This window comes from Paracoccus sediminis (genome assembly GCF_900188295.1).
Lineage (GTDB): Bacteria > Pseudomonadota > Alphaproteobacteria > Rhodobacterales > Rhodobacteraceae > Paracoccus > Paracoccus sediminis.
Map to the genome: position 1 here is coordinate 53,131 of NZ_FZNM01000002.1, position 23,984 is coordinate 77,114.

At 67.3% G+C, this 23,984-nt stretch carries 21 protein-coding genes and 1 riboswitch; of the genes, 10 read left to right on the top strand and 11 right to left on the bottom strand.

Annotated elements, in window-relative coordinates; all coding sequences use genetic code 11:
• Positions 1-56 precede the first annotated feature (56 nt).
• From dnaK to CHB77_RS03405, 7 genes are all read left to right on the top strand, one after another.
• Entirely contained in the window at positions 57-1,979 is a 1,923-nt protein-coding gene (gene dnaK, locus CHB77_RS03375) for a molecular chaperone DnaK (RefSeq protein WP_089386780.1), read from the top strand.
• Positions 1,980-2,057: 78 nt separating this feature from the next.
• Positions 2,058-3,218 (top strand): molecular chaperone DnaJ, encoded by a 1,161-nt coding sequence (gene dnaJ, locus CHB77_RS03380; protein WP_089386781.1) that lies wholly within the window; start codon positions 2,058-2,060, stop codon positions 3,216-3,218.
• A gap of 46 nt (positions 3,219-3,264) precedes the next feature.
• Positions 3,265-4,032 carry a RadC family protein gene (gene radC / locus CHB77_RS03385; protein WP_089386782.1) on the top strand — a complete coding sequence of 256 codons (768 nt, stop codon included), beginning with the start codon at positions 3,265-3,267 and terminating at the stop codon, positions 4,030-4,032.
• Between the two features lie 261 nt (positions 4,033-4,293).
• Positions 4,294-4,854: a ubiquinol-cytochrome c reductase iron-sulfur subunit gene (gene petA, locus CHB77_RS03390; protein ID WP_089386783.1), complete on the top strand. Its 561-nt coding sequence runs from the start codon at positions 4,294-4,296 to the stop codon at positions 4,852-4,854.
• Positions 4,855-4,866: 12 nt separating this feature from the next.
• Positions 4,867-6,189 carry a cytochrome b gene (gene petB / locus CHB77_RS03395; RefSeq protein ID WP_089386784.1) on the top strand — a complete coding sequence of 441 codons (1,323 nt, stop codon included), beginning with the start codon at positions 4,867-4,869 and terminating at the stop codon, positions 6,187-6,189.
• A 13-nt stretch (positions 6,190-6,202) separates the two neighbouring features.
• Positions 6,203-7,549, top strand: a complete 1,347-nt coding sequence (locus tag CHB77_RS18820; RefSeq protein ID WP_089386785.1) for a cytochrome c1 — start codon at positions 6,203-6,205, stop codon at positions 7,547-7,549.
• 114 nt (positions 7,550-7,663) lie between these two features.
• Positions 7,664-8,539 (top strand): ribokinase, encoded by an 876-nt coding sequence (locus CHB77_RS03405; protein ID WP_089386786.1) that lies wholly within the window; start codon positions 7,664-7,666, stop codon positions 8,537-8,539.
• Between the two features lie 6 nt (positions 8,540-8,545).
• Here the strand turns inward: CHB77_RS03405 and phoB are convergent, their stop codons facing one another.
• The 8 genes from phoB to mutS all read right to left on the bottom strand — a co-directional run bounded on the left by phoB (position 8,546) and on the right by mutS (position 18,468).
• Complete coding sequence (phoB, locus tag CHB77_RS03410) at positions 8,546-9,235, bottom strand: phosphate regulon transcriptional regulator PhoB (RefSeq protein WP_089387141.1); 690 nt, start codon at positions 9,233-9,235, stop codon at positions 8,546-8,548.
• Between the two features lie 4 nt (positions 9,236-9,239).
• Positions 9,240-9,959 carry a phosphate signaling complex protein PhoU gene (gene phoU, locus CHB77_RS03415; RefSeq protein ID WP_089386787.1) on the bottom strand — a complete coding sequence of 240 codons (720 nt, stop codon included), beginning with the start codon at positions 9,957-9,959 and terminating at the stop codon, positions 9,240-9,242.
• A 22-nt stretch (positions 9,960-9,981) separates the two neighbouring features.
• Entirely contained in the window at positions 9,982-10,779 is a 798-nt protein-coding gene (gene pstB / locus CHB77_RS03420) for a phosphate ABC transporter ATP-binding protein PstB (RefSeq protein WP_089386788.1), read from the bottom strand.
• Between the two features lie 20 nt (positions 10,780-10,799).
• Complete coding sequence (gene pstA, locus CHB77_RS03425; protein ID WP_089386789.1) at positions 10,800-12,089, bottom strand: phosphate ABC transporter permease PstA; 1,290 nt, start codon at positions 12,087-12,089, stop codon at positions 10,800-10,802.
• Between the two features lie 13 nt (positions 12,090-12,102).
• On the bottom strand, positions 12,103-13,479 hold the full coding sequence (gene pstC / locus CHB77_RS03430) for a phosphate ABC transporter permease subunit PstC (RefSeq protein ID WP_089386790.1): 1,377 nt from the start codon (positions 13,477-13,479) through the stop codon (positions 12,103-12,105).
• Between the two features lie 57 nt (positions 13,480-13,536).
• Positions 13,537-14,586, bottom strand: coding sequence for a substrate-binding domain-containing protein (locus CHB77_RS03435; protein ID WP_089386791.1), 1,050 nt, complete (start codon positions 14,584-14,586; stop codon positions 13,537-13,539).
• A gap of 139 nt (positions 14,587-14,725) precedes the next feature.
• Positions 14,726-15,826 (bottom strand): chorismate synthase, encoded by a 1,101-nt coding sequence (gene aroC, locus CHB77_RS03440; protein WP_089386792.1) that lies wholly within the window; start codon positions 15,824-15,826, stop codon positions 14,726-14,728.
• The gene (gene mutS / locus CHB77_RS03445) at positions 15,823-18,468 is read right to left on the bottom strand and encodes a DNA mismatch repair protein MutS (RefSeq protein ID WP_089386793.1); all 2,646 of its coding nucleotides are present in this window, start codon (positions 18,466-18,468) and stop codon (positions 15,823-15,825) included. The genes aroC and mutS overlap by 4 nt, the downstream gene beginning before the upstream one ends.
• Positions 18,469-18,515: 47 nt before the next feature.
• Positions 18,516-18,612, top strand: a riboswitch (TPP riboswitch).
• Positions 18,613-18,643: 31 nt separating this feature from the next.
• Here mutS and CHB77_RS03450 point away from each other — a divergent pair.
• From CHB77_RS03450 to thiQ, 3 genes are read left to right on the top strand one after another with little or no spacing between them, the layout of a single operon-like run.
• Positions 18,644-19,624 (top strand): thiamine ABC transporter substrate-binding protein, encoded by a 981-nt coding sequence (locus tag CHB77_RS03450; protein ID WP_089386794.1) that lies wholly within the window; start codon positions 18,644-18,646, stop codon positions 19,622-19,624.
• Positions 19,600-21,147 (top strand): thiamine/thiamine pyrophosphate ABC transporter permease ThiP, encoded by a 1,548-nt coding sequence (locus CHB77_RS03455; protein WP_089386795.1) that lies wholly within the window; start codon positions 19,600-19,602, stop codon positions 21,145-21,147. The genes CHB77_RS03450 and CHB77_RS03455 overlap by 25 nt, the downstream gene beginning before the upstream one ends.
• Complete coding sequence (gene thiQ / locus CHB77_RS03460; protein WP_089387142.1) at positions 21,140-21,832, top strand: thiamine ABC transporter ATP-binding protein; 693 nt, start codon at positions 21,140-21,142, stop codon at positions 21,830-21,832. Before CHB77_RS03455 ends, thiQ begins: the two co-directional genes overlap by 8 nt.
• Here the strand turns inward: thiQ and truB are convergent.
• The 3 genes from truB to rbfA are packed head-to-tail and all read right to left on the bottom strand — an operon-like array spanning position 21,820 to position 23,942.
• Positions 21,820-22,722, bottom strand: coding sequence for a tRNA pseudouridine(55) synthase TruB (truB, locus tag CHB77_RS03465; RefSeq protein ID WP_089386796.1), 903 nt, complete (start codon positions 22,720-22,722; stop codon positions 21,820-21,822). The two genes, thiQ and truB, sit on opposite strands and share 13 nt — an antisense overlap.
• Before the next feature lie 55 nt (positions 22,723-22,777).
• Positions 22,778-23,533: a phosphodiester glycosidase family protein gene (locus tag CHB77_RS03470; RefSeq protein ID WP_089386797.1), complete on the bottom strand. Its 756-nt coding sequence runs from the start codon at positions 23,531-23,533 to the stop codon at positions 22,778-22,780.
• Complete coding sequence (rbfA, locus tag CHB77_RS03475; RefSeq protein ID WP_089386798.1) at positions 23,523-23,942, bottom strand: 30S ribosome-binding factor RbfA; 420 nt, start codon at positions 23,940-23,942, stop codon at positions 23,523-23,525. The genes CHB77_RS03470 and rbfA overlap by 11 nt, the downstream gene beginning before the upstream one ends.
• Positions 23,943-23,984: the final 42 nt, after the last annotated feature.

Genomic DNA, 23,984 nt, shown 5'->3' on the forward strand with positions numbered 1-23,984 from the left:
CTCGGGGGCCGTAACGGACCCGAAGTCCAGACAATCGCCGCAAGAAGGAAACATCCATGTCAAAAGTCATCGGCATCGACCTCGGCACCACGAACAGCTGCATCGCGATCATGGACGGCAGCCAGCCCAAGGTCATCGAGAACAGCGAAGGCGCCCGCACCACCCCGTCCATCGTGGGCTTCACGGATGGCGAACGCCTTGTGGGCCAGCCTGCCAAGCGTCAGGCGGTCACGAACCCCACCAACACGGTCTTTGCCGTCAAGCGCCTGATCGGCCGCCGCATCGGCGACGACGCGGTTGAAAAGGACCGCAAGCTGGTCCCCTACGCCATCGTGGACGGCGGCAACGGCGACGCCTGGGTCGAGGTCAAGAACGAGAAGTATTCGCCGGCCCAGGTCAGCGCGATGATCCTTCAGAAGATGAAGGAAACCGCCGAATCCTATCTGGGAGAGCCGGTGACGCAGGCCGTCATCACGGTTCCCGCCTATTTCAACGACGCGCAACGCCAAGCCACCAAGGACGCGGGCAAGATCGCAGGCCTGGAGGTGCTGCGCATCATCAACGAGCCGACCGCGGCCGCGCTGGCCTATGGCCTGGACAAGAAGGACAGCAAGACCATCGCGGTCTATGACCTTGGCGGCGGCACCTTCGATATCACCATCCTGGAAATCGACGATGGCCTGTTCGAGGTGAAGTCCACGAACGGCGACACGTTCCTGGGCGGCGAAGACTTCGACATGCGGATCGTCAATTACCTGGCCGACGAATTCAAGAAGGAACACGGCGTCGATCTGACCCGCGACAAGATGGCCCTTCAGCGTCTGAAGGAAGCCGCCGAAAAGGCCAAGATCGAGCTGTCGTCGTCCAGCCAGACCGAGATCAACCAGCCCTTCATCAGCATGGACAAGAACAGCGGCACCCCGCTGCACCTGGTCATCAAGCTGACGCGGGCCAAGCTGGAAAGCCTGGTGGGCGATCTTATCAAGCGCACCATGAAGCCGGTGGCCGACGCCATCAAGGACGCGGGCGTGTCGAAGTCCGACATCGACGAGATCGTCCTGGTCGGCGGCATGACCCGGATGCCCAAGGTGATCGAGGCCGTGACCGAGTTCTTCGGCAAGGAACCCCACAAAGGGGTGAACCCCGATGAGGTTGTGGCGCTGGGCGCGGCCATTCAGGCCGGTGTGCTGCAAGGGGACGTCAAGGACGTGGTCCTGCTGGACGTGACTCCCCTGTCGCTGGGCATCGAGACGCTGGGCGGCGTGTTCACCCGCCTGATCGACCGCAACACCACGATCCCGACCAAGAAGTCGCAGATCTTCTCGACCGCCGAGGACAACCAGAACGCCGTGACGATCCGTGTGTTCCAGGGCGAGCGGGAAATGGCGGCCGACAACAAGCTGCTGGGCCAGTTCAACCTGGAGGACATTCCGCCCGCGCCGCGCGGCCTGCCCCAGATCGAAGTGACCTTCGACATCGACGCCAACGGCATCGTGTCGGTCAGCGCCAAGGACAAGGGCACCGGCAAGACCCAGAACATCACCATCCAGGCCTCGGGCGGTCTGACCGACGAGGACATCGAGCGGATGGTCAAGGACGCCGAGGCCAATGCCGACGCCGACAAGTCCCGCCGCGAGTTGGTCGAGGCCCGCAACCAGGCCGAAAGCCTGATCCATTCGACCAAGAAGTCGCTGGAAGAACACGGCGACAAGGTCGATGGTTCGACCGTCGAGGCGATCGAACTGGCGATCGGCGCCTTGGAAGAATCGCTGAAATCGGACGACGCGGGCAAGATCCGCGGAGGCATCCAGAACGTGATGGATGCCTCGATGAAACTAGGAGAGGCGATCTACAAGTCCCAGCAGGGATCGGCCGACAGCAGCGACGACGACGGCGCCGATCAGCCGCGCAATGTCGATGACGACATCGTGGATGCCGATTTCGAGGACCTTGGCGAAAACAAGAAAAAGCGCGGCTGATCCGGGCCGCACCCATGGGGGCCGGTCCGCGAACGATGCGGGCCGGCCCGTTTTTTTGGGAACCAGACAGGACATAAGATGGCCAAGCGTTGCTATTACGAGGTTCTGGGCGTGACGCGCGGGGCATCGGCCGAGGAAATCAAGAAGGCCTATCGCCAGCGCGCGAAGGAACTGCATCCCGACCGCAATCAGGACAATCCCCAGGCCGAGACGCGCTTCAAGGAAGCCAACGAGGCCTATGACTGCCTCAAGGACGATCAGAAAAAGGCGGCCTATGACCGGTTCGGCCACGCCGCCTTTGAAAACGGCGGCGGCGGCTTTGGCGCGCGCGGTGCCCATCCCGGCGATTTCGGCAGCGCCTTCGCCGACGTGTTCGAGGATCTGTTCGGCGACATGATGGGCCGGCGCGGCGGCGGCGGCGGCGGCCGGTCACGCGCCCAACGCGGCCAGGATCTGCGCTACAATCTTCATGTCAGCCTGGAAGAAGCCTATACCGGCACCAAGAAATCCATCACCGTTCCCGGATCGATCGCCTGCGAGGAATGCGAGGGCACCGGGGCCGAGGGCGCGACCCAGCCCGCCGCCTGTCCCACCTGCGCGGGCATGGGCAAGGTCCGCGCCCAGCAGGGGTTCTTCACCGTGGAACGCACCTGCCCCACCTGCGGCGGCCACGGCCAGATCGTCAAGAATCCCTGCAAGGCCTGCCACGGCGCGGGCCGCATCGAACGCGAGCGATCCTTGTCGGTCAACATCCCCGCGGGCGTCGAAACCGGCACCCGCATCCGTCTTGCGGGCGAAGGCGAAGCCGGGCTGCGCGGCGGTCCGGCGGGCGACCTTTATATCTTCATCGAGGTCAGGGAACACGCGATCTTTCTGCGCGACGGCAAGGTTCTGGCCTGCCAGGTGCCCGTCAGCATGGCCACCGCCGCCCTGGGCGGAGAGGTCGAGGTGCCCACGATCGACGGCGGCCGCGCCCGCGTCAAGGTTCCGGCAGGCAGCCAGTCGGGTCGCCAGATGCGCCTGCGCGGCAAGGGAATGCCGCCCCTGCGCCATGGCCCCGGCGCCGCAGGCGATGTGGGCGACATGCTGATCGAGCTGACCGTCGAGACCCCCGTAAACCTCACCGCCCGGCAACGCGAACTGCTGCGCGAGTTCGAGGAAGAACAGGCCGACAACAGCCCGCAGTCGGACAGCTTCTTCGACAAGGTCAAAAGCTTCTGGGACGGGATGACGCGCTGATCCCGCGTTAACCCTTTCTTCACCGCCATGGGTCCATGCTGGCGCCATGGACCCGAATCGCACCTTTGGCGAAATGCCCTTGCCGCTGTTCCAGCCTGCCCTGGACGACGCCGCGCCGGTCCCCCTGCCGGCCGGCAAGGCGCCGTCCTATCTGGCCGATCACCGCGCGCGGCTGCGCGACCGATTCATGACCGGCGGGGCAGGCGCGATGCCCGATTACGAAATGCTGGAACTGGTTCTGTTCCGCGCCATTCCCCGCCAGGACGTCAAGCCCCTGGCCCGCCGCCTGATCGAAACCTTCGGCGATTTCAACCGGGTGCTGACCGCCCCCGCCGCCCGGCTGGAACAGGTCGATGGCGTCGGTCCCGCCGTGGTCATCGAACTCAAGATCGTCGAGGCCGCGGCACAGCGCATGGCCCGCGCCAAGGTCATGCACCGCCCGGTCCTGTCGGGCTGGGACGCCCTGCTGGATTATTGCCATACTGCGATGGCGCATCGGGAAATCGAACAGTTCCGCGTCCTGTACCTGGACCGCAAGAACGTGCTGATCGCGGACGAGGAGCAGGCGCGCGGCACGGTCGATCACGTTCCCGTCTATCCGCGCGAGATCATCCGCCGCTCCCTCGAACTCAACGCCTCGGCGCTGATCCTGGTCCACAACCACCCTTCGGGCGATCCGACCCCGTCGGACGCCGACATCACCATGACCGCCCGCATCGCCCAGGCCGCCGACAGCATGGGAATCGCCATCCACGATCATCTGATTATCGGCAAGTCGCGGGAACTCAGCTTTCGCAGCCAGGGCCTGCTCTAGCCATCGTCGTCATGCCAATATCCTCAAGAGAGAGGCCCGCGCGGCCAAAGGGGCCGAAAGCCCCCTGTCGCACGCTGCCTGCGACGATATGCCCGCGGCACTTTTCCAACACCCTATGTCCCAACCGCCCGGACAGACAGGCTTACCGTCTGGACTGACACATAATTGAAGGCTAGAACCGCCAGCGTAGAGGCTGCGACAGGACGCGGCCCGGATTGTCGTATTGGCCGGCCTTCCCGGCCTGAACTGGAGAATACACCCGTGTCCCACGCAGACGAACCCGTAGGCACCCGGAGGGATTTCCTCTATTACGCCACGGCGGGCGCAGGCACGGTGGCCGCCGGGGCCGCCGCCTGGACGCTTGTGAACCAGATGAATCCTTCGGCCGACGTTCAGGCGCTCGCCTCGATCCAGGTCGATGTCAGCGGCGTCACCGAAGGCACGCAGCTGTCGGTCAAATGGCTGGGCAAGCCCGTGTTCATCCGCCGCCGCACCCCCGAGGAGATCGAGGCCGGCCGCGCCGTGGAGATCGGCGACCTGATCGATCCGAACGCGCAGAACGCCAACGACCCGACGCTGCCCGCCACCGACCAGAACCGCACGCTGGACGAGGCGGGCGAATGGCTGGTCCAGATCGGCGTCTGCACCCATCTTGGCTGCGTGCCCATCGGGGACGGGGCGGGCGAATTCGGCGGCTGGTTCTGCCCGTGCCACGGCAGCCATTACGACACTGCCGGGCGCATCCGCAAAGGTCCGGCCCCGCAGAACCTGCACATTCCCGTCGCCGAATTCATCAGCGACACCACCATCCAACTGGGCTGAGGAGGGTTTCCCATGGCCGGAATTCCGCACGACCATTATCAGCCCAGAACGGGCTTTGAGAAATGGCTGTACCGCCGCCTGCCGATCGCGGGCGTCCTTTATGACACCCTGATGATCCCCACGCCCAAGAACCTGAACTGGTGGTGGATCTGGGGCATCGTCCTGGCCTTTTGCCTGGCCTTGCAGATCATCACCGGCATCGTCCTGGTGATGCATTATACCCCGCATGTGGACATGGCCTTCGCGTCCGTCGAACACATCATGCGCAATGTGAACGGCGGCTACATGCTGCGATACCTGCATGCCAACGGCGCCTCGCTGTTCTTCTTCGCGGTCTATGTCCACATCTTCCGCGGCCTCTACTATGGCAGCTACAAGGCCCCGCGCGAAGTGACCTGGATCGTGGGAATGCTGATCTATCTGTGCATGATGGGCACCGCCTTCATGGGCTATGTGCTGCCCTGGGGCCAGATGTCCTTCTGGGGCGCGACGGTCATCACCGGCCTGTTCGGCGCCATCCCCGGCATCGGCGGCGCCATCCAGCAATGGCTGCTGGGCGGCCCTGCGGTGGACAACGCCACGCTCAACCGCTTCTTCTCGCTGCATTACCTGCTGCCCTTCGTGATCGCCGGGCTGGTGATCGTCCACATCTGGGCCTTCCACACCACCGGCAACAACAACCCCACCGGGGTCGAGGTGCGCCGCACCAGCAAGGAGGAGGCCGCCAAGGACACCCTGCCCTTCTGGCCCTATTTCGTGATGAAGGACCTGTTCGCGCTGGGCATCGTGCTGATCCTGTTCTTCGCGGTCGTGGGCTTCATGCCGAACTATCTGGGCCACCCCGACAACTATATCGAGGCGAACCCGTTGGTGACGCCGGCCCATATCGTGCCGGAATGGTATTTCCTGCCCTTCTACGCGATCCTGCGCGCCTTCACCGCCGATGTCTGGATCGTGCAGATCGTCCAGTTCCTGTCCTTTGGCATCATCGATGCCAAGTTCTTTGGCGTGCTGGCGATGTTCGGCGCGATCCTGGTGATGGCGCTCGTGCCGTGGCTGGATACCAGCCGCGTGCGCTCGGGCCGCTATCGCCCGCAGTTCAAGTGGTGGTTCTGGCTGCTGGCCTTCGACTTCATGCTGCTGATGTGGTGCGGCGCCATGCCGGCCAAGGAGCCCTATGCCTCGATCTCGCTCGTCGCCTCGGCCTATTGGTTCGCCTATTTCCTGGTCATCCTGCCGCTGCTGGGGGTGATCGAGAAGCCGGAACCGATGCCCGCCACGATCGAGGAAGATTACCTTGCGCATCACGATTCGCCCACGCGCATGGCCGAGTAAGGAGAGCCAGACAATGACCCTGAGAACCAAGACGGTCTCGGCCGCCCTGGCCCTGGCGATCTCTGCCGCGGGCATGGCGCTGGCGCAGGACGCGGTCACGCCTGCCCCGGCGACCAACCCGGCCCCGGCCCAGCAGCCGACCGAGGCGCCCACAGCCCCGGCCGAACCCGGCTCGGGCGTGTCGCCCACCGGAGAAACGGCGGACGCGCCCACCCAATCCTCCGAGCCGACCTCGGTCCCGGCCGCAGGCGAACAGACCCCGATGGAGGCTCCGGGCACGCCCTCGGTCACGGCGACTGACGCCGATGCCCCGGCGGAACCCTCGGCGGATGCGGCAGCGGAAGAACCCGCCGCCCCGGCCGCGGATGCCGGCGCCGTGACCGCCCCGGCCGCCGAACCTGCGGCAGGCGAACAGGCTGCCGAAGCACCGGCCGAAGGCGCCGAAGGCCCGGCCGAAGGCGCAGAGGCCCCGGCCGAGTCCGACGCCGCAGGCGAGCCTGCCGGGAACGCGGTGCAGGTCACGGAGGGCGACGAGGCCGCCATTCCGGCCGAAACCACCGGTACGGTGGTGGCCGAGGAAGGCAGCGACGACATCGAGGGCGCCGCGGCCGAAAACGAGGAAGGCGGCGAGGAAGGCGAAGCCCATATCGAGGACATCGCCTTCAGCTTCGAAGGTCCGTTCGGCAAGTACGACCAGTTCCAGCTTCAGCGCGGCTTGCAGGTCTATACCGAAGTCTGTGCGGCCTGCCACGGCATGAAGTTCGTGCCGCTGCGCACCCTGAGCGACGAGGGCGGCCCCGGCCTGCCCGAGGATCAGGTCCGCGCCTATGCCGCGAACCTGACCCCGATCCTGGATCCGGAAACCGGCGAGGAACGCCCCCGTGTGCCGACCGATCATTTCCCCACCGTCACGGGCGATGGCATGGGGCCGGATCTGTCGCTGATGGCCAAGGCGCGCGCGGCCTTTCACGGCCCCTACGGCACGGGGATCAGCCAGTTTGTCAACGGCATCGGCGGGCCGGAATACATCAATGCGATCCTGACCAGCTATACCGGAGAGGAAGTCGAACAGGCGGGCAGCGTGCTGTATGAAAACACCGCCTTCCCCGGCGGCCTCATTGCTATGCCCGCGCCTCTGTCCGACGATCTCGTCACCTACGAGGACGGCACCCCCGCCACGGCCCACCAGATGGCGCGCGACGTCGCGGCCTTTCTGATGTGGACCGCCGAACCCAAGCTGTCGGACCGCAAGCAGGTCGGGCTGGTCGCGGTGCTGCTGCTGATCGTGCTGACCTCGCTGCTGTATCTGACCAACAAGCGGCTGTGGAAACCCCACAAGGGCAAGCCGCTGCACCGCTGATCGGACGGCATTCCGCCAAGATCCCGACGCGTCCCTTGCGGGGCGCGTTTTTCGTCACTGGACAAGCCGCCCGCCGCCGCCAACATGGTCCGGCGCAGCAGGGAGCGATGCGGCATGGCAATCTGGAACCTTGGATCGATCAATATCGACCATGTCTATCGGCTGGACCATCTTCCCCGGCCGGGCGAGACGCTGGCCGCGCGCAGCTATGCCAAGGGGCTGGGGGGCAAGGGGGCGAACCAGTCCGTCGCCGCAGCTTGCGCCGGGGCCAGCACCCATCACCTTGGGGCCATGGGAATCCAGGACGACTGGGTGATCGAACGCCTGAAAAGCCGCGGCGTCTGCACGGCCCATATCCTGCGCCTGCCCGATCAGGCCACGGGTCACGCGAACATCCTGCTGGACGGGCAGGCCGAAAACGCCATCGTCATCCATCCCGGCGCCAACCGGGCCATCACCGCCGACATGCTGGAAAAGCCGCTGTCGGCCATCAAGGCGCGGGACACCCTGCTGATCCAGAACGAAACAAGCGCCCAGGTCGAGGCCGCCCGGATCGCCCGCAGGGCCGGTGCGCGCGTCATCTATTCCGCCGCCCCCTTCGGCATCGATGCGGTCGCCGCCGTCTTGCCCCATGTGACGATCCTGGCCATGAACGCCGGAGAAGCCGAGGCGCTGTTCGCCGCCATGCCGGGCGATCTGCCGGTCGAGGGGCTGCTGATTACGCGCGGGGGCGATGGCGCGGAATACCGCGACCTGGCCACCGGCACCGTCCACCGTCAGGCGGCTTTTGCGGTGAACCCCGTCGATACCACCGGGGCCGGCGACACGTTCGCGGGCTATTTCGCGGCACTGCTGGATCGCAGAGAGGATGTGCCCGCGGCCCTGCGGCTGGCGGCGGGGGCGGCGGCGCTGAAGGTGACGCGCCCCGGCGCGGGCGATGCCATTCCGGGGCTGGAGGAGGTGATCGCCTTTGTCGCCAACCGAACCTGAGCCAGGCTATCCCAGCGAATAGCCCGTGCCGCGCACGGTGCGCACCGGGTCCGAACCGCCATTCTGCATCAGCACCTTGCGCAACCGCCCGACATGCACGTCGATGGTCCGGGTATCGACATAGATGTCGCGCCCCCAGACCCGGTCCAGCAACTGTTCGCGCGTCCAGACCCGGCCCGGCTTTTCCATCAGCGTGGACAGCAGCCGGAATTCGGTCGGTCCCAGGTGCAGCGCCTTTCCGGCCCGGAACACGCGATGTTCCGAAGCATCCAGGATGATGTCGGCGAACGACAGCCGCTCGCCCATGCTGGCGGGCCGGGTGCGGCGCAACTGCGTGCGCAGCCGGGCCATCAGTTCGACCACGGAATAGGGTTTGACGACGTAATCGTCGGCCCCGGTTTCCAGCCCGCGCACCCGGTCGGTTTCCTCGCTGCGGGCCGACAGCATGATGATCGGGATCGACCGGGTGGCCGGGTCGGCCTTGACCTGGCGGCAGACCTCGATTCCCGACACCTTGGGCAGCATCCAGTCCAGCACCATCAGGTCGGGCTGTTCCTCCTGGACCAGCAGCAGGGCATCCTCGCCGTTGTCGGCCACGACGACGGCGAACCCCTCGGCCTCGAGGTTGTATTGCAGCACCTCGCGCTGCGCGCCCTCGTCCTCGACCACCAGAACACAGGGGGCTTGCCGGGACATCGGCTCAGCCCCCGGCGGCCGCGTCCGCGAACGGGACACGGTTGTCCTTGGGACGCGAATCGTCGGGCAGGTCGCCCGAAACCAGATAGATGACCTGTTCGGCGATGGCCGTGGCCAGATCGCCCATCCGCTCGACGTTCTTGGCGATGAAATGCAGGTGCATGCAGGCCGTGATGTTGCGCGGATCCTCCATCATGTGGGTCAGGAATTCGCGGAACAGGGCGTTGTACATCTGGTCCACCTCTAGGTCGCGCTGGCGCACGTCCTCGGCCAGTTGGGCGTCGCGGCGGATATAGCTGTCCAGCGCGTCCTGGAGCATCTTGCCGACCGCCGCGCTCATCCGGCGCAGGGCGAGGCCGGACCCTTCGATGGCGGGCATCTGCGACAGGACATGGGTGCGTTTGGCCATGTTCTTGGCATAGTCGCCGACCCGTTCCAGCGAGTGGGCGATCTTCATCACCGCCAGGACCATGCGCAGGTCGGTCGCGGTGGGCGCGCGCAGGGCGATCAGCCGGGCGGCTTCCTCGTTCAGCTGCACCTCCAGGGCGTCGATGGCCTTGTCGCGGCGGCGCACCTGGTCGGCCAGATCCTCGTCACGGGTTTCCAGGGCGGTGGCGGCGTCGCTGATCGCGGCCTCGACCATGCCGCCCATCCTGACGGCCAGCGCCTGGATGGTTTCCAGATCGCGGTCGAAGGCCGATGAGATATGCTTTTCGCGGTTCATGTGTCCTGCCCTTTCTGCTGCCTCAGCCGATCCGGCCCGAGATATAGGCCTCGGTCCGGCTGTCCTTCGGCTTGGTGAAGATGTCGTCGGTGTCGCCGTATTCGACCAGGTTGCCCAGGTGGAAGAAGGCGGTCTTCTGGCTGACCCGCGCGGCCTGCTGCATGGAATGGGTCACGATCACGACCGAAAACTGCGTGCGCAATTCCTCGATCAGATCCTCGACCTGGGCGGTGGCGATGGGATCCAGCGCCGAACAGGGTTCGTCCATCAGCAGAACCTCGGGACTGGTCGCGACCGCGCGGGCGATGCACAGGCGCTGCTGCTGGCCACCCGACAGGCCGGTGCCGGGTTCGGTCAGGCGGTCCTTGACCTCGTTCCACAGCGCCGCGCCGCGCAAGGCGCCTTCGACGATCCCGTCCAGTTCCGCGCGGTTGCGGGCCAGCCCGTGGATGCGGGGACCATAGGCCACGTTGTCATAGATCGACTTGGGAAACGGGTTCGGCTTCTGGAACACCATGCCCACCTTGGCGCGCAACTGCACCGGATCGACGCGGCGGTCATAGACATTCTCGTTGTCCAGCAGGATCTCGCCCTCGACCCGCGCGATGGGAATGGTGTCGTTCATGCGGTTGATGCAGCGCAGAAAGGTGGACTTGCCGCAGCCCGACGGGCCGATGAAAGCCGTGACGGTCTTGTCCAGGATGTCCACGTCCACGTCCTTCAGCGCCTGCTTGTCGCCGTAAAAGACCTGCACCTTGCGGGCCTGGATCTTGATGTCGTCTTGGGTCACGGCGCCCTCTCGGCGGGTTGTGTCGTACATTGTGGACTCCTTCGGGGGAATTACCAACGGCGCTCGAAACGGTTGCGCAGCCAGATGGCAACGGCATTCATGACGACGAGAAAGCCCAGCAGCACAAGGATGGCTGCCGAGGTCCGGCTGACGAAGCCGCGTTCCGGGCTGTCGGCCCAGATGAAGATTTGCGTCGGCAAGGCGGTCGAGGCGTCGAAGGGGGTCGCCGGCGCGGCCGTCACAAAGGCGTTCATGCCGATCAGCAGCAAGGGCGCGGTTTCGCCCAGGGCCTGGGCCAGGCCGATGATCGTGCCGGTCAGGATGCCGGGCATCGCCAGCGGCAGGACATGCCCGAAGACGACCTGCTGTTTTGACGCCCCGACACCCAGGGCCGCCTCGCGGATCGACGGCGGCACCGCCTTGAGCGCCGCGCGGGTCGCGATGATGATGGTCGGCAGGGTCATGATGCCCAGCGTCAGTCCGCCCACCAACGGCGCGGACCGGGGCATTCCGAACCACCCCAGGAACACGGCCAGGGCCAAAAGACCGAAAACCACCGAGGGCACGGCGGCCAGGTTGTTGATATTGACCTCGATGATGTCGCTCAGCTTGTTCTTGGGGGCGAATTCCTCGAGATAGATCGCCGCGCCGATGCCCAGCGGGAACGAGATCAGAAAGCAGATCAGCAGCGCATAGGCCGAACCGACGATGGCGCCCTTGAGGCCGGCCAGTTCCGGGAACCGGGAATCCGCGTTGGTGAACAGCGCCCAGTTGATCGGCAGGGAAATCCGGTCCTGATCCTTCAACTGCTGGAATGCGGCGATGTCGGCATCGGACAGGCGACGGGTGTTCTCGGCCGACTGGGTGTCGACATTGCCCTTGTTCAACTGGTCATAGGGATCCGAGGTCGGGACATCGATGCTGACGGTCTGCCCGATCAAGGACGGATCGGCCACCACCTTGTCGCGCACGACGAACTGGGCCGCGTTGGACAGAATTCCGGAAAGCGCCCGCAGTTCGGAGGGATCGGCGTCTGGAAAGGTCGTCTGCATCGCATCGCGGATGACGTTGCGATAATTCCCCTTTGCGGGATCCGCGGGATCGACCCATTCGGCCGATACCGGCACCTCGATGGCCACATGGGTTTGGCGAAAGGCCTGCGCGCCGCCCGAAATCAGGGTCCACAGCAGGATCGCCAGCACCAGAAACGCCATGGCGATGGCACCAAGGCCAAAGGCTGCCAGGATTTTCTCGTTGCGGCGGCGCCGGGCCAGGTTGCTTTGAAAGCGAGCCGAGCCCCAGTCGTGCCTTTGCGCAATGTCGGCGGATTGATCGGACATATCGCTCTGGTCCTCAGTCATAAAGTTCGCGGTATTTTCGCACCACACGCAAGGCGACGATGTTTATCAGCAGGGTCAGGATGAACAGCATCAGACCCAGGGCAAAGGCCGCCAGGGTCTTGGGGCTGTCGAATTCGGTATCGCCGATCAGCAGCGTCACGATCTGCACGGTCACGGTCGTGACGCTGTCCAGCGGATTGATCGTCATTTTCGCGATCAGGCCGGCGGCCATCACCACGATCATGGTTTCGCCGATGGCCCGGCTGATGGCCAGCAGGACGCCGCCGACGATGCCTGGGACGGCGGCCGGGAAAAGCACCTTCAGCATGGTTTCCGACCGCGTGGCGCCCAGGGCCATGCTGCCGTCGCGCAGGCTGCGCGGCACGGCCGACAAGGCATCGTCGGCAAAGGACGAGATGAAGGGGATCAGCATGATCGCCATGACCCCTCCCGCCGCCAGCGCCGTGTTCGGCGCGACCGGAATGCCCAGGGCTGCGCCCCAGGCGCGGATCGCGGGCGCGACGGTCAGGATGGCGAAAAATCCGTAAACGACGGTCGGAATGCCGGCAAGGATTTCCAGCATGGGCTTGGCCACGGCGCGAAAGCGCGGGCTGGCGAATTCATTGAGATAGATGGCCGACATCAGCCCGACCGGGACGGAAATCACAATGGCCACGAAGGTGATGACCAGCGTGCCAAGCAGCACGGGCAGCCAGCCAAACGCTCCGTCGGCCGCGATCTGGTCGGCCCGGATCGGGATCTGCGGCTCCCACCGGGTTCCGAACAGGAATTCGGTGATGGGGACCATCTGGAAGAACCGGATCGATTCGAAGACAAGCGAAAGCACGATGCCGACGGTCACGAAGACCGCTATGACCGAACAGAAGATCATCAGCCCCAGCACGATCCGCTCGACCGCCTGGCGCGCCCGGAATTGCGGCGCGACGCTGCGCCGGGTCAGCCACAGGCCTGCGGCGACGACCAGGGCCACCACGGCAACCATCAGCCAGCCCGACAGGCCGCGCAGGCTGTTCAGCCGTTCGGCCGCGTCAAGTTTCCAAGATTCGGGCGAACCGAAGATGCGGCCGCCGGCGATGGACTGGATCTCGGCCTGGGCAAGCTGGCGCGCGCCGCTGTCCAGGCCGTCCAGCGTCCCGGCGGGCAGGCCGGACATGACCATCGCATTGATGACGGGCGCTTGCAGCATCAACCACAGCAGGATCACGACCACCGACGGGACAACCACTGCCAGGACGGCATACAGCCCGTGGAACATCCCGACCGAATGAAGCCGCTGCCCGCCATCGCGAAGCGCAAGCGCCGCACGCCGATTCATCATGTACCCTGTCAGCGCGGCCGTCAGCAGCAGCGCGAAGGCTATTCCGGTCATGGCACCCTCTTGGAAAAGCCTCCGCCCGGACGCGTCCGGGCGGGGGCGATGGTTCGATTACTCGGCAATGTCCAGCTTGACCGAACCGGTGCGGACGGACTCCTGCAAGGCCGCGCGCTCGTCATCGGGCAGCGCGACCAGGCCGCGTTCCTCAAGATAGCCGCCGGCCGCCAGGGCGTTTTCGGACATGTATTCGTCCACGAATTCCTGAAGGTTCGGAATCACGCCGCGATGCGCGTTCTTGACATAGAAATACAACGGCCGCGACAGGGGGTATTCCCCCGAAGCGATGGTTTCCATGCCTGCTTCGACGCCATTGAGATTAACGCCTTTCAGCGAATCGGTGTTCTCATACAGGAACGAATAGCCGAAGATGCCCAGCGCGTTCGGATCGCTGTTCAGGCGCTGCACGATCAGGTTGTCGTTCTCGCCCGCCTCGATGAAGGGGCCGTCCGTGCGCATGCGCGAGCAGTTTTCGGTGACCCAGTCCTCGTTGCCGGAGGCTTCGGCGATCGTGCCGATCTCCTCGATCTCCTCGCAACCGGCGTGCATCGCCAGTTCCACAAAGGCATCGCGGGTGCCCGAGGTCGGGGGCGGACCCAGGACGATGATGTCGGTGTCGGGCAGGCTCGGATCGATCTCGGACCATTTCATGTAGGGGTTCGCGACCATCTGGCCGTCCTGCGGAACCTCGGCGGCCAGGGCCAGGAACACCTGCGCAAGCGTCAGGTTCCAGTCCGCCTCGCTCTGCCGGCTGACGGCCATTGCCAGTCCGTCATAGCCGATCATCGCCTCGCTGATGTCGGTGACGCCATTCTGGACGCACAGGTCGAATTCCGACTTTTTCATGGCGCGCGACGCGCCCGTGATGTCGGGGGTGTTCTCACCGATGCCTTCGCAAAAGATCTGCATGCCGCCGCCGGTGCCGGTCGATTCCACGATGGGCGCCGGGGCGCCGGTCTGGTTGGCGAACTCCTCGGCAACGGCCTGGGTATAGGGAAAGACGGTGGACGATCCGACAATGCGGATCTGCTCACGGGCGGCGGCGGCGGTGGCCGAGGCGGCGATCACGGCCAGGGCCGAGACGGCGAATTTCACGGTGGACATGGATCTCTCCTGTTTTCGTCACGCCCAGAACTGGGGCTGTGCGTGACCTAAGCGCCAGTGGTGACGCTTGTGCGAAAGAAGCGTGACCGTTTTATGACAATCCCGGCGTTCCGGCGGCCGGACGGCGGATTTTTGACCGTCAGCCGATCCGCCCCCGCGCACCCCCGGTCTGCGCCCGGTCCATCAGCAGATGGTCCAGCACCACGCAGGCGGCCATGGCCTCGGCCACGGGGACGGCGCGGATGCCCACGCAGGGGTCGTGGCGGCCCTTGGTGACAAGGTCAATGTCCTGGCCGTGCCGGTCGATGGCGCGGCGCGGGGTAGTGATGGAACTGGTCGGCTTGACCGAAAAGCGCACGGTGATCGGCTGGCCGGTGCTGATGCCGCCCAAGATGCCGCCCGCGTGGTTCGACAGATAGATCGGCCCGTCCGGTCCCATGCGCATCTCGTCGGCGTTGTCGGTGCCGGTCAGGGCGGCGGCCCCCATCCCTTCGCCGATCTCGACGCCCTTCACCGCGTTGATCGACATCATCGCGGCGGCCAGATCGGTGTCCAGTTTCGCGTAAATGGGCGCCCCGAGGCCCGGCGGGCATCCCTCGACCAGCACCTCGATGGCGGCGCCGACGCTGTTCTGGTCCTTGCGGATGGCGTCCAGATAGGCGGACCACTCTTGCACGGCGGTGGGGTCGGGCAGGAAGAACGGGTTATCGGGGATGGCGCTGGCGTCGAACCGCGCCTGGTCCAGATGCAGCGCGCCCATCTGCACCATGTATCCGGTGATCCGCAGATCGGGCAGCAGGTCGCGCAGCACCGCCTGCGCCACGCCCCCCGCCGCCACCCGCGCCGCCGTTTCGCGCGCGCTTGACCGCCCGCCGCCGCGATAATCGCGATGGCCGTATTTCAGGTGATAGGTGATGTCGGCGTGTCCGGGGCGGAAGGCCTGCGCGATCTCTCCATAATCCTTGGACCGCTGGTCGGTGTTCTCGATCATCAGCTGGATGGGCGTGCCGGTGGTGCGGTCCTCGAAAACGCCCGACAGGATGCGCACCTGATCGGCCTCGCGCCGCTGGGTGGTGTGTTTCGACGTGCCGGGGCGGCGGCGGTCCAGGAACTGCTGGATCCACGCCTCGTCCAGGGCCACGCCGGGGGGCACGCCGTCCACGGTGGCGCCCAGGGCGGGGCCATGGCTTTCGCCCCAGGTGGTGAACCGGAACGCGCGGCCAAAGGTGTTGAAGCTCATGCGGTGTCCTTGCTCAGGGCTTTGAGGTCATAGATCAGGTCCAGCGCCTCGCGCGGGGTCAGGGCGTCGGGGTGGATGTCCTTCATGCGCGCGTCCAGGGGGCTTTCCTTGATGCGCGCGGGCAGGGGCGCGGGCGGCGCGGCGCGGAACAGCGGCAGATCGTCGATCAGCGCGGCGGGGCGGGCGGCGCCGTCCCGTTCGCCCGATTCCAGCGCGTCCAGCACCGCGCGGGCGCGGTCCACGACGGACGCAGGCAGCCCCGCCAGCCGGGCGACCTGCACGCCATAGCTGCGGTCGGCCGCGCCCTTGCGCACCTCGTGCAGGAAAATCACCTCGCCCTCCCATTCGCGCACGGCGGCGGTGGCGTTCTCCACGCCGTCCAGCTTGGCCGACAGGGCCGTCATCTCGTGGTAATGGGTGGCGAACAGCGCGCGGCAGCGGTTCGCCCCGTGCAGATGCTCCATCACCGCCCAGGCGATCGACAGCCCGTCCCAGGTCGCGGTGCCGCGCCCGATCTCGTCCAGGATCACCAGCGCGCGGTCGTCGGCCTGGTTCAGGATCGCGGCGGTTTCCACCATTTCCACCATGAAGGTGGACCGCCCCCGCGCCAGGTCGTCGGCGGCGCCGACGCGGCTGAACAACTGGCTGACCAGACCGACATGGGCGCGCCGGGCGGGGACAAAGGCGCCTGCCTGCGCCAGCACCGCGATCAGCGCGTTCTGGCGCAGAAAGGTGGATTTGCCCGCCATGTTCGGGCCGGTCAGCAGCCAGATCGCCGGGGTATCCCCTTCGGTCAGCGCGCAGTCGTTGGCGACGAAGCTGTCCGCCTTGCGCCGCAGCGCCCGTTCCACGACCGGATGGCGGCCGCCCTCGATCACGAAGGCGCGGCTGTCGTCCACAACGGGGCGCGTCCAGTTCTCGCCCGCCGCGATGTCGGCGAAACCGGCGGCCAGGTCGATCTCGGCCAGGGCGCGGGCGGCCTGTCCGATGGGGGCGGCGTGGTCAAGCACGGCGGCACGAAGGCGGTCGAAAATCCCCCGCTCGATTTCCAAGGCCCGGTCGCGGGCGTTGAGGATGCGGGTTTCCAGTTCCGACAGATCGACGGTGGTGAAGCGGATCTGGTTGACGGTGGTCTGGCGGTGGATGAAGGTTGCGTTCAGCGGCGGGGCCATCATCCGTTCGGCATGGGTGGCCGTGGTTTCGATGAAATAGCCCAAGACGTTGTTGTGCCTGATCTTCAGGCTGCCCACCCCGGCCAGGGCCGCATAGTCCGCCTGCATTCCGGCGATCACCCCCCGGCCTTCGTCGCGCAACCGCCGGGTCTGGTCCAGATCGTCGTCATGGCCCGCCGCGACAAAGCCGCCGTCGCGCGCCAGCAGCGGCGGTTCGGCCACCAGCGCATCATCCAGCAGCCCGATCAACGCATCATGCCCGATCAGGTCGCGCGCGGCATTTGCCAGCACCGGGGCGGCATCGCCCGGCAGGCGCGCCGCGATCGCCGCCCCCTGCGCCAGCCCCGCGCGGATCGCGGCCAGATCGCGCGGTCCGCCCCGGTCCAGCGCCAGCCGCGACAGCGCCCGGTCCATGTCGGGCACGCGGGAAAGCGCCGCGCGCAGGTCGGCCGTCAGGCGCGGATCGTCCACCAGCATCGCCACCGCGTCGTGGCGCGCCCCGATCAGCGCCAGATCGCGGCTGGGCGCGCCGATGCGCCGTTCCAGCAGCCGCGCGCCGGGCGCCGTCACCGTGCGGTCGATGGCCGCCAGCAGCGACCCCTCGCGCCCGCCGGACAGGGCCTGGGTCAGTTCCAGATTGCGCCGGGTGGCCGCGTCGATCCCCATCGCCCCGCCCGCGCGTTCGCGCACCGGCGGGCGCAGCAGCGGCAGCCTGCCGCGCTGCGTCAGGTCCAGGTAATCGACGATGGCCCCCATGGCCGCCAGTTCGGCGCGGCTGAACGACCCGAACCCGTCCAGCGTGTCCACGCCGTAAAGCGCGCACAGCCGCCGCGCCCCCGCCGCGCTGTCGAAGGCGGACGGGTGCAGGTCGGTCAGCGCCGCCCCGGCATCCTCGACCAGGCCGCGCAAGTCGTGTCCCGCCGCCAGCACCTCGCGCGGGGCCAGCCGCGCCAGTTCCGGGGCAAGGCGCGCCTGGGCGCAATCCATCACCTGAAAGGCGCCGGTGGAAATGTCCGCCCAGGCCAGCGCGCAGTCGTCGCGCACCTGCGCCCAGGCCGCCAGATAGTTGTGGCGCCGCGCCTCCAGCAGCGATTCCTCGGTCAGGGTGCCGGGGGTGACAAGGCGCACCACGTCGCGGGCCACCACCGATTTGGACCCGCGCTTCCGGGCTTCGGCCGGATCCTCCATCTGTTCGGCGATGGCCACGCGGAACCCCTTGCGGATCAGCGTCAGCAGATAGCCTTCGGCGGCGTGGACGGGCACGCCGCACATCGGAATGGGTTCGCCCCCATGGGTGCCGCGCTTGGTCAGCGCGATGTCCAGGGCGCTCGCGGCGGCCACCGCATCGTCAAAGAACATCTCGTAGAAATCGCCCATCCGATAGAACAGCAGCGCGCCGGGATTGGCGTCCCGGATCGCCAGATACTGCGCCATCATCGGCGTGGGCTGGTCGGTGATGTCCCTCGTCATGGCGGCGTTTCTAGCCGCTTGCGCGCATCTGCGAAATCCCTACATTCGACAGAACCTCGGGGGGCCATCCGGCTGAGACGCGAAAGCGGACCCGTTGAACCTGATCCGGCTAACACCGGCGGAGGGAAGGTGACGCTGTCCTTTCTTTCGGAACCTCTGTGGAAAGGAGACAGCGATGAAACATTCCCTGCTGATCGCCCTGCTGGCCGCGCCCCCGGCCATGGCGCAGGACAAGCCCGTCCTGACCGTCTATGCGGGCGAATCCGTCACCAGCGAATGGGGGCCGGGACCGAGGATCGAGGAAGGCTTCGAGGCGTTCTGCGCCTGCGACCTGCGCTTCGTCACCGGCGACGCGCTGCCGCGCCTGCTGATGGAGGGGGAACGAACGCAAGCCGACATCGTCTTCGGCCTGAACACCGACGTGACCGCCCGCGCCCGCGCATCGGGCCTGTTCGCGCCGCACGGCCAGGACACCACGGACCTGTCGCTGCCGATCGGATGGACCGACGACATCTTCCTGCCCTACAACTGGGGCGAAACCGCCTTCGTCTATGACGAGACGCGGCTGGACAACCCGCCCGCCAGCTTTGCCGACCTGCTGGATGCGCCCGACGACCTGAAGATCGTGATCCAGGATCCCCGGTCGTCCGTGTCGGGGCTGGCGCTGCTGCTGTGGGTCAAGGCGATCTATGGCAACAACGCGCCACAGGCCTGGGCCAAGCTGGCCCCCAAGGTGCTGACGGTCACGAAGGGCTGGTCGGAATCCTATGGCATGTTCACCGAGGGCGAGGCCGACATGGTCCTGTCCTACACCACATCGCCCGCCTATCACATCGCGGCCGAGGACGACCCGACCAAGAAGGCCGCGATCTTTCCCGAAGGCCACTACTTCATGGCCGAGGTCGCGGCCCAACTCCGCACCACCGACCAGCCGGAACTGGCACAGGAATTCATGGACTGGATCCTGACGCCGGACTTTCAGGCGACGATCCCCTTGGCCAACTGGTCCCTGCCCGCCAAGCTGCCTGAAACCGACTGGCCGCAGGTCATGCGCGACCTGCCGCGCCCCGAAAAGACCCTGTTCCATTCCGAAGACGAGGCCGAGGCGCTGCGTCAACCCGCGCTTGACGAATGGCTGCGGGCGTTTTCCGGCTGACGCGGGCCGAAGCCGGGGGCGCGGTCGTTGCCCTTGCGCTGACGGTCCTGATCGGCGGCACCCTGGCCGCTGTCGCCTGGTCCGCGCAGGGGCTGTCGGGGCTGGGGCCGTGGGACGGACGCGCGGTCTGGTTCACGCTGTGGCAGGCGGCCCTGTCCGCCACGCTGTCGGCGGCCCTGGCCGTCCCGGTCGCGCGCGCCCTGGCGCGGCGGCGCTTTCCGGGGCGGGCGGCCCTGGTGACGCTGCTGGGCGCGCCCTTCATCCTGCCGGTGATCGTGGCGATCATGGGGCTGATCGCGGTCTTCGGCCGCAGCGGCGCGGTCAACGACGCGGCGCGCGCCCTGGGCCTGCCCGAAGTCAGCATCTATGGCTGGCAGGGCGTGATCCTGGCCCATGTGTTCTTCAACCTGCCCCTGTCGGTGCGCCTGATCCTGCACGGCTGGCAGGCGATCCCGGCGGAACGGTTCCGGTTGGCGCAATCGCTGGGCTTTTCCCCCCGCGACACGGGCCGGCATCTGGAACGCCCGATGCTGCGGGCGGTTCTGCCGGGGGTCTGGCTGGCGGTGTTCCTGGTCTGCCTGACCAGCTTTACCGTGGCCCTGGCGCTGGGCGGCGGGCCGCGCGCCACGACGGTGGAGCTGGCGATCTATCAGGCGTTCCGGTTCGATTTCGACCTGGGCCGGGCGGCCAGCCTGGGGCTGATCCAGATCGCCGTCTGCATCGGCGCGATGATGCTGGCCCGCCGGATCGCCATTCCCGCGGCCTTCGGCGCAGGCCAGGACACGGATCACCGGCCCGCCGCGCCGGGCGGCTGGCACCGGATCGGCGACACCCTTGTGATCGCAGCCGCGGCAGGCTTCCTGATCTGGCCCATGGCCGCCGTGACCGCGCGCGGCCTGCCCCGCATCCCCGCCCTGCCGCCCGAGGTGTGGGAGGCCACCCTGCGGTCCGTGGTCATGGCGCTGATCTCGGCCCTGCTGGCGCTGGTCCTGTCGCTGACCCTGGCGTTGGCATTGGCGCGCGGGCGGATGCGCTGGGTGGAAACCGCCGGAATGCTGCCGCTGATCGCCTCGCCCCTGGTGCTGGGGACCGGGCTGTTCATCCTGGCGCGTCCCTGGGTCGGGCCGCAGGCGCTGGCGCTGCCGGTGACGGTGGCGATCAACGCGGTCATGGCCCTGCCGTTCGGGCTGCGCGCGCTGATCCCGGCGGCGCGGACGCTGCACGGCGATTACGGGCGGCTGGCCGATTCGCTGGATCTGCGCGGGCTGGCGCGGCTGCGGCGGGTCACGCTGCCCCGCCTTGGCCGCCCCTTGGGCTTTGCGGGGGGGCTTGCGGCGGCGCTGGCGATGGGGGATCTGGGCGTCATCACCTTGTTCGCCAGCGACCGGCCGACGCTGCCCTTGCACCTGTATCAACTGATGAATTCCTATCGCATGGCCGATGCGTCGGCCTGCGCGGTGCTTCTGATGGCGATCAGCTTCGGGCTGTTCTGGATCTTCGACCGTGGGGGCCGCCTTGCTTGAATTCGACGGGATCCGCGTCACGCGCGGCGCCTTTCATCTGTCCGCCGACCTGGCCGTGCCCACGGGCGCGCGGGTGGCGGTGATCGGCCCGTCGGGGTCGGGAAAATCCACGCTGCTGTCCCTCGTGGGCGGGTTCCTTGAACCGGACCGGGGCCGCATCCGGGTCGACGGGCAGGACATCACCGCCCTGCCGCCGGGGCGCCGCCCGGTGTCGATGCTGTTTCAGGACCAGAACCTGTTTCCGCACCTGACGGTCGCGCAGAATCTGGGCCTGGGCCTGCGCCCCGACTTGCGCCTGTCCGAACCCCAGCGCGCCCGCGTCGCGCAAGTCCTGGCCGAGGTCGGGCTGGACGGGACAGAGAACCGCCGCCCCGCGAACCTGTCGGGTGGCCAGCAGAGCCGGGTGGCCCTGGCGCGCGTGCTGCTGCGGGCGCGTCCCGTCTTGCTGCTGGACGAACCCTTCGCGGCGCTTGGTCCCGCGCTCAAGGCGGAAATGCTGGCCCTTCTGGCCCGCATCGCCGACCGGACCAATGCCACGGTGCTGATGGTCACGCACGACCCCGGCGACGCCCGCCGCCTTGCACCGCAGACGATCCTGGTGGATGGCGGGGTGGCGCATCCGCCCGTGCCGACGGATCCGCTGCTGGACGATCCGCCGCCGGGGCTGCGGGCCTATCTGGGCTGAAGGTTGAAGACCCGTTCGGGCTGGACCAGCCCGCCCTGATACCGCCCGATGCAGACCGGCCCCCTGGCATCCGCGACCCAGACCAGATCGCCCCAGTCCGCCGTTCCCGTCACCTGGCCGGGATTGCCGTTGCGGATGCGGACCGCGCCTTCGGGCGTGGCGCGCAGCATCGGCAGGTCGGCCAAGGCCACCTCCAGCGGCAGAAGCCGCGTGTCCAGCCAGTCCTGCGCGTCCCGGTCGATCCGGTCGAAGGGCACGGCGTCCCCGGCCTCGAACGGCCCGGACCAGGTGCGGCGCAGATGGGCCACATGGCCCAGGCAGCCCAGCGCCCGGCCCAGGTCGCGGGCGATCGACCGGACATAGCCGCCCTTGCCGCAGATCATCTCCAGCCGGGCGCTGTCGGCGTCGCAATCCAGCAGGGTCAGGCTTTCCACCCACAGGGGACGCGCGGCCAGATCCAGTTCCTCGCCTTCGCGCGCCAGATCATAGGCGCGTTCGCCATCGACCTTGACGGCGGAAAAGGCCGGGGGAACCTGCATGATGTCGCCGGTAAAGGCGGGCAGCACGGATTCGATGGCGGCACGGTCGGGGCGGGCATCAGAGGTCCGCACCACCTGACCCGAGGCATCGTCGGTCGCGGTCTCGGCCCCCCAGGTGACCGTGAAGTCATAGCATTTCAGCGCGTCGGCGACGGCGGCGACGGTCTTGGTCGCCTCGCCCAGGGCCACGGCCAGGACGCCGGTCGCGTCGGGGTCCAGCGTGCCCGCATGGCCCGCCTTTTTCGCATCCAGCGCCCAGCGGACCTTGGCCACCACCGCGGTCGAGCCGATGCCCGCGGGCTTGTCCACGATCAGCCAGCCGTTGACGTCGCGGCCCTTTTTGCGTGCCATAGCGCGCCCCTCTTGGAAATCGAAGGCGGCGGCATAGCGGCGGACCCGCAGCCCGTCAACCGGCGCCCTCGACCAGCCCGATGATCGGCCCCAGCGACCGCCCGAAATCCGCCCGGTTCACCCCCGGCGCATACAGGCGGCTGATCGAGCCGTCGAAATACAGCGCGTCGCGCACCCCCAGCCCATCGCGAAACAGCCGCCCGAATTCGTGAAACGTCACCGCCCGGTCGGAAATCGCGAACCACGCCGTCTGCCCGTCGGGCGACACGCCCACGCCGTTGCGGACGTAACGGCTGTCCGAATCGGCAAGGAACCGGGGATGCAGGCCGCCGTCGATCACCAGCATCGGCCCGGATTGCGTGGCCAGCCGGCAGTCGGGGCGGGCTGCGGCAAAGGCGCGGCTTTCGATCACCTGAAAGGGCTGCGCGCCGCCGGTGCAAAAGACCCCGTTCGGCAGCATCCCGAAGTTGTCTTTACTGGCGCCGGTGACAATCGGCTGCACTTCCGCCCCGTCGATGACCAGCAGGCCCACGGGGCGGTAATCGGGATGGTACATGCCCGCGTTCATCGCAAAGGCCAGGCTTTCGCCCTGACCCAGGGTCGCGCGGACATTGGCGAAATTGCGCAGGGGTTGCCCGTCAGCCCCGTCCTGCCACAGCCGCAACGCGGGTTCCTGCGCCGCCGACACCTCGCAGACGACATAGCCCTGGCCATCGTGGGTCAGGCGGTTGCAGCCCTCTGCCGCCGCCGGGATTGCCCAGGCCAGCAGCATCCCGCAGGCGACACCCAGCGGGCGCAGGTCAATCCGCATCGTCACCCCCATCCGCGCCCTCGACATCGCGGCGCACGCGTTCGTCGGCGAACAGGCGGCGCGTGTCGTCCAGCCGGTCGAAGGTCTCGTCCAGCTGGAACCGCAGCTGCGGCGCGTATTTCAGCGTCATCGCCCTGGCGACCAGATGGCGCAGTTCCGGCGCGTTGCGGCGCAGCGCGGCCAGCGCATCCTCGGCATCGCGCCCGCCCAGCGGCAGGACATAGGCCGTGGCGACCTTGAGGTCGGGCGAGGTCCGCACCTCGCCCACGGTGATCGAATGGCGGTTCAGGTCCGGGTCGTGCACGTCGGCGCGGGCCAGCACGTCGGACAGGGTGCGGCGGATCAGCTCGCCCACGCGAAGCTGGCGCTGCGAGGGGCCGGGGCCATGGGAAAAGCGGTTCTGTGCCATGCGTCCCGATGTAGGGGGTCGCGGGCCGCCCCGCAACGGGAT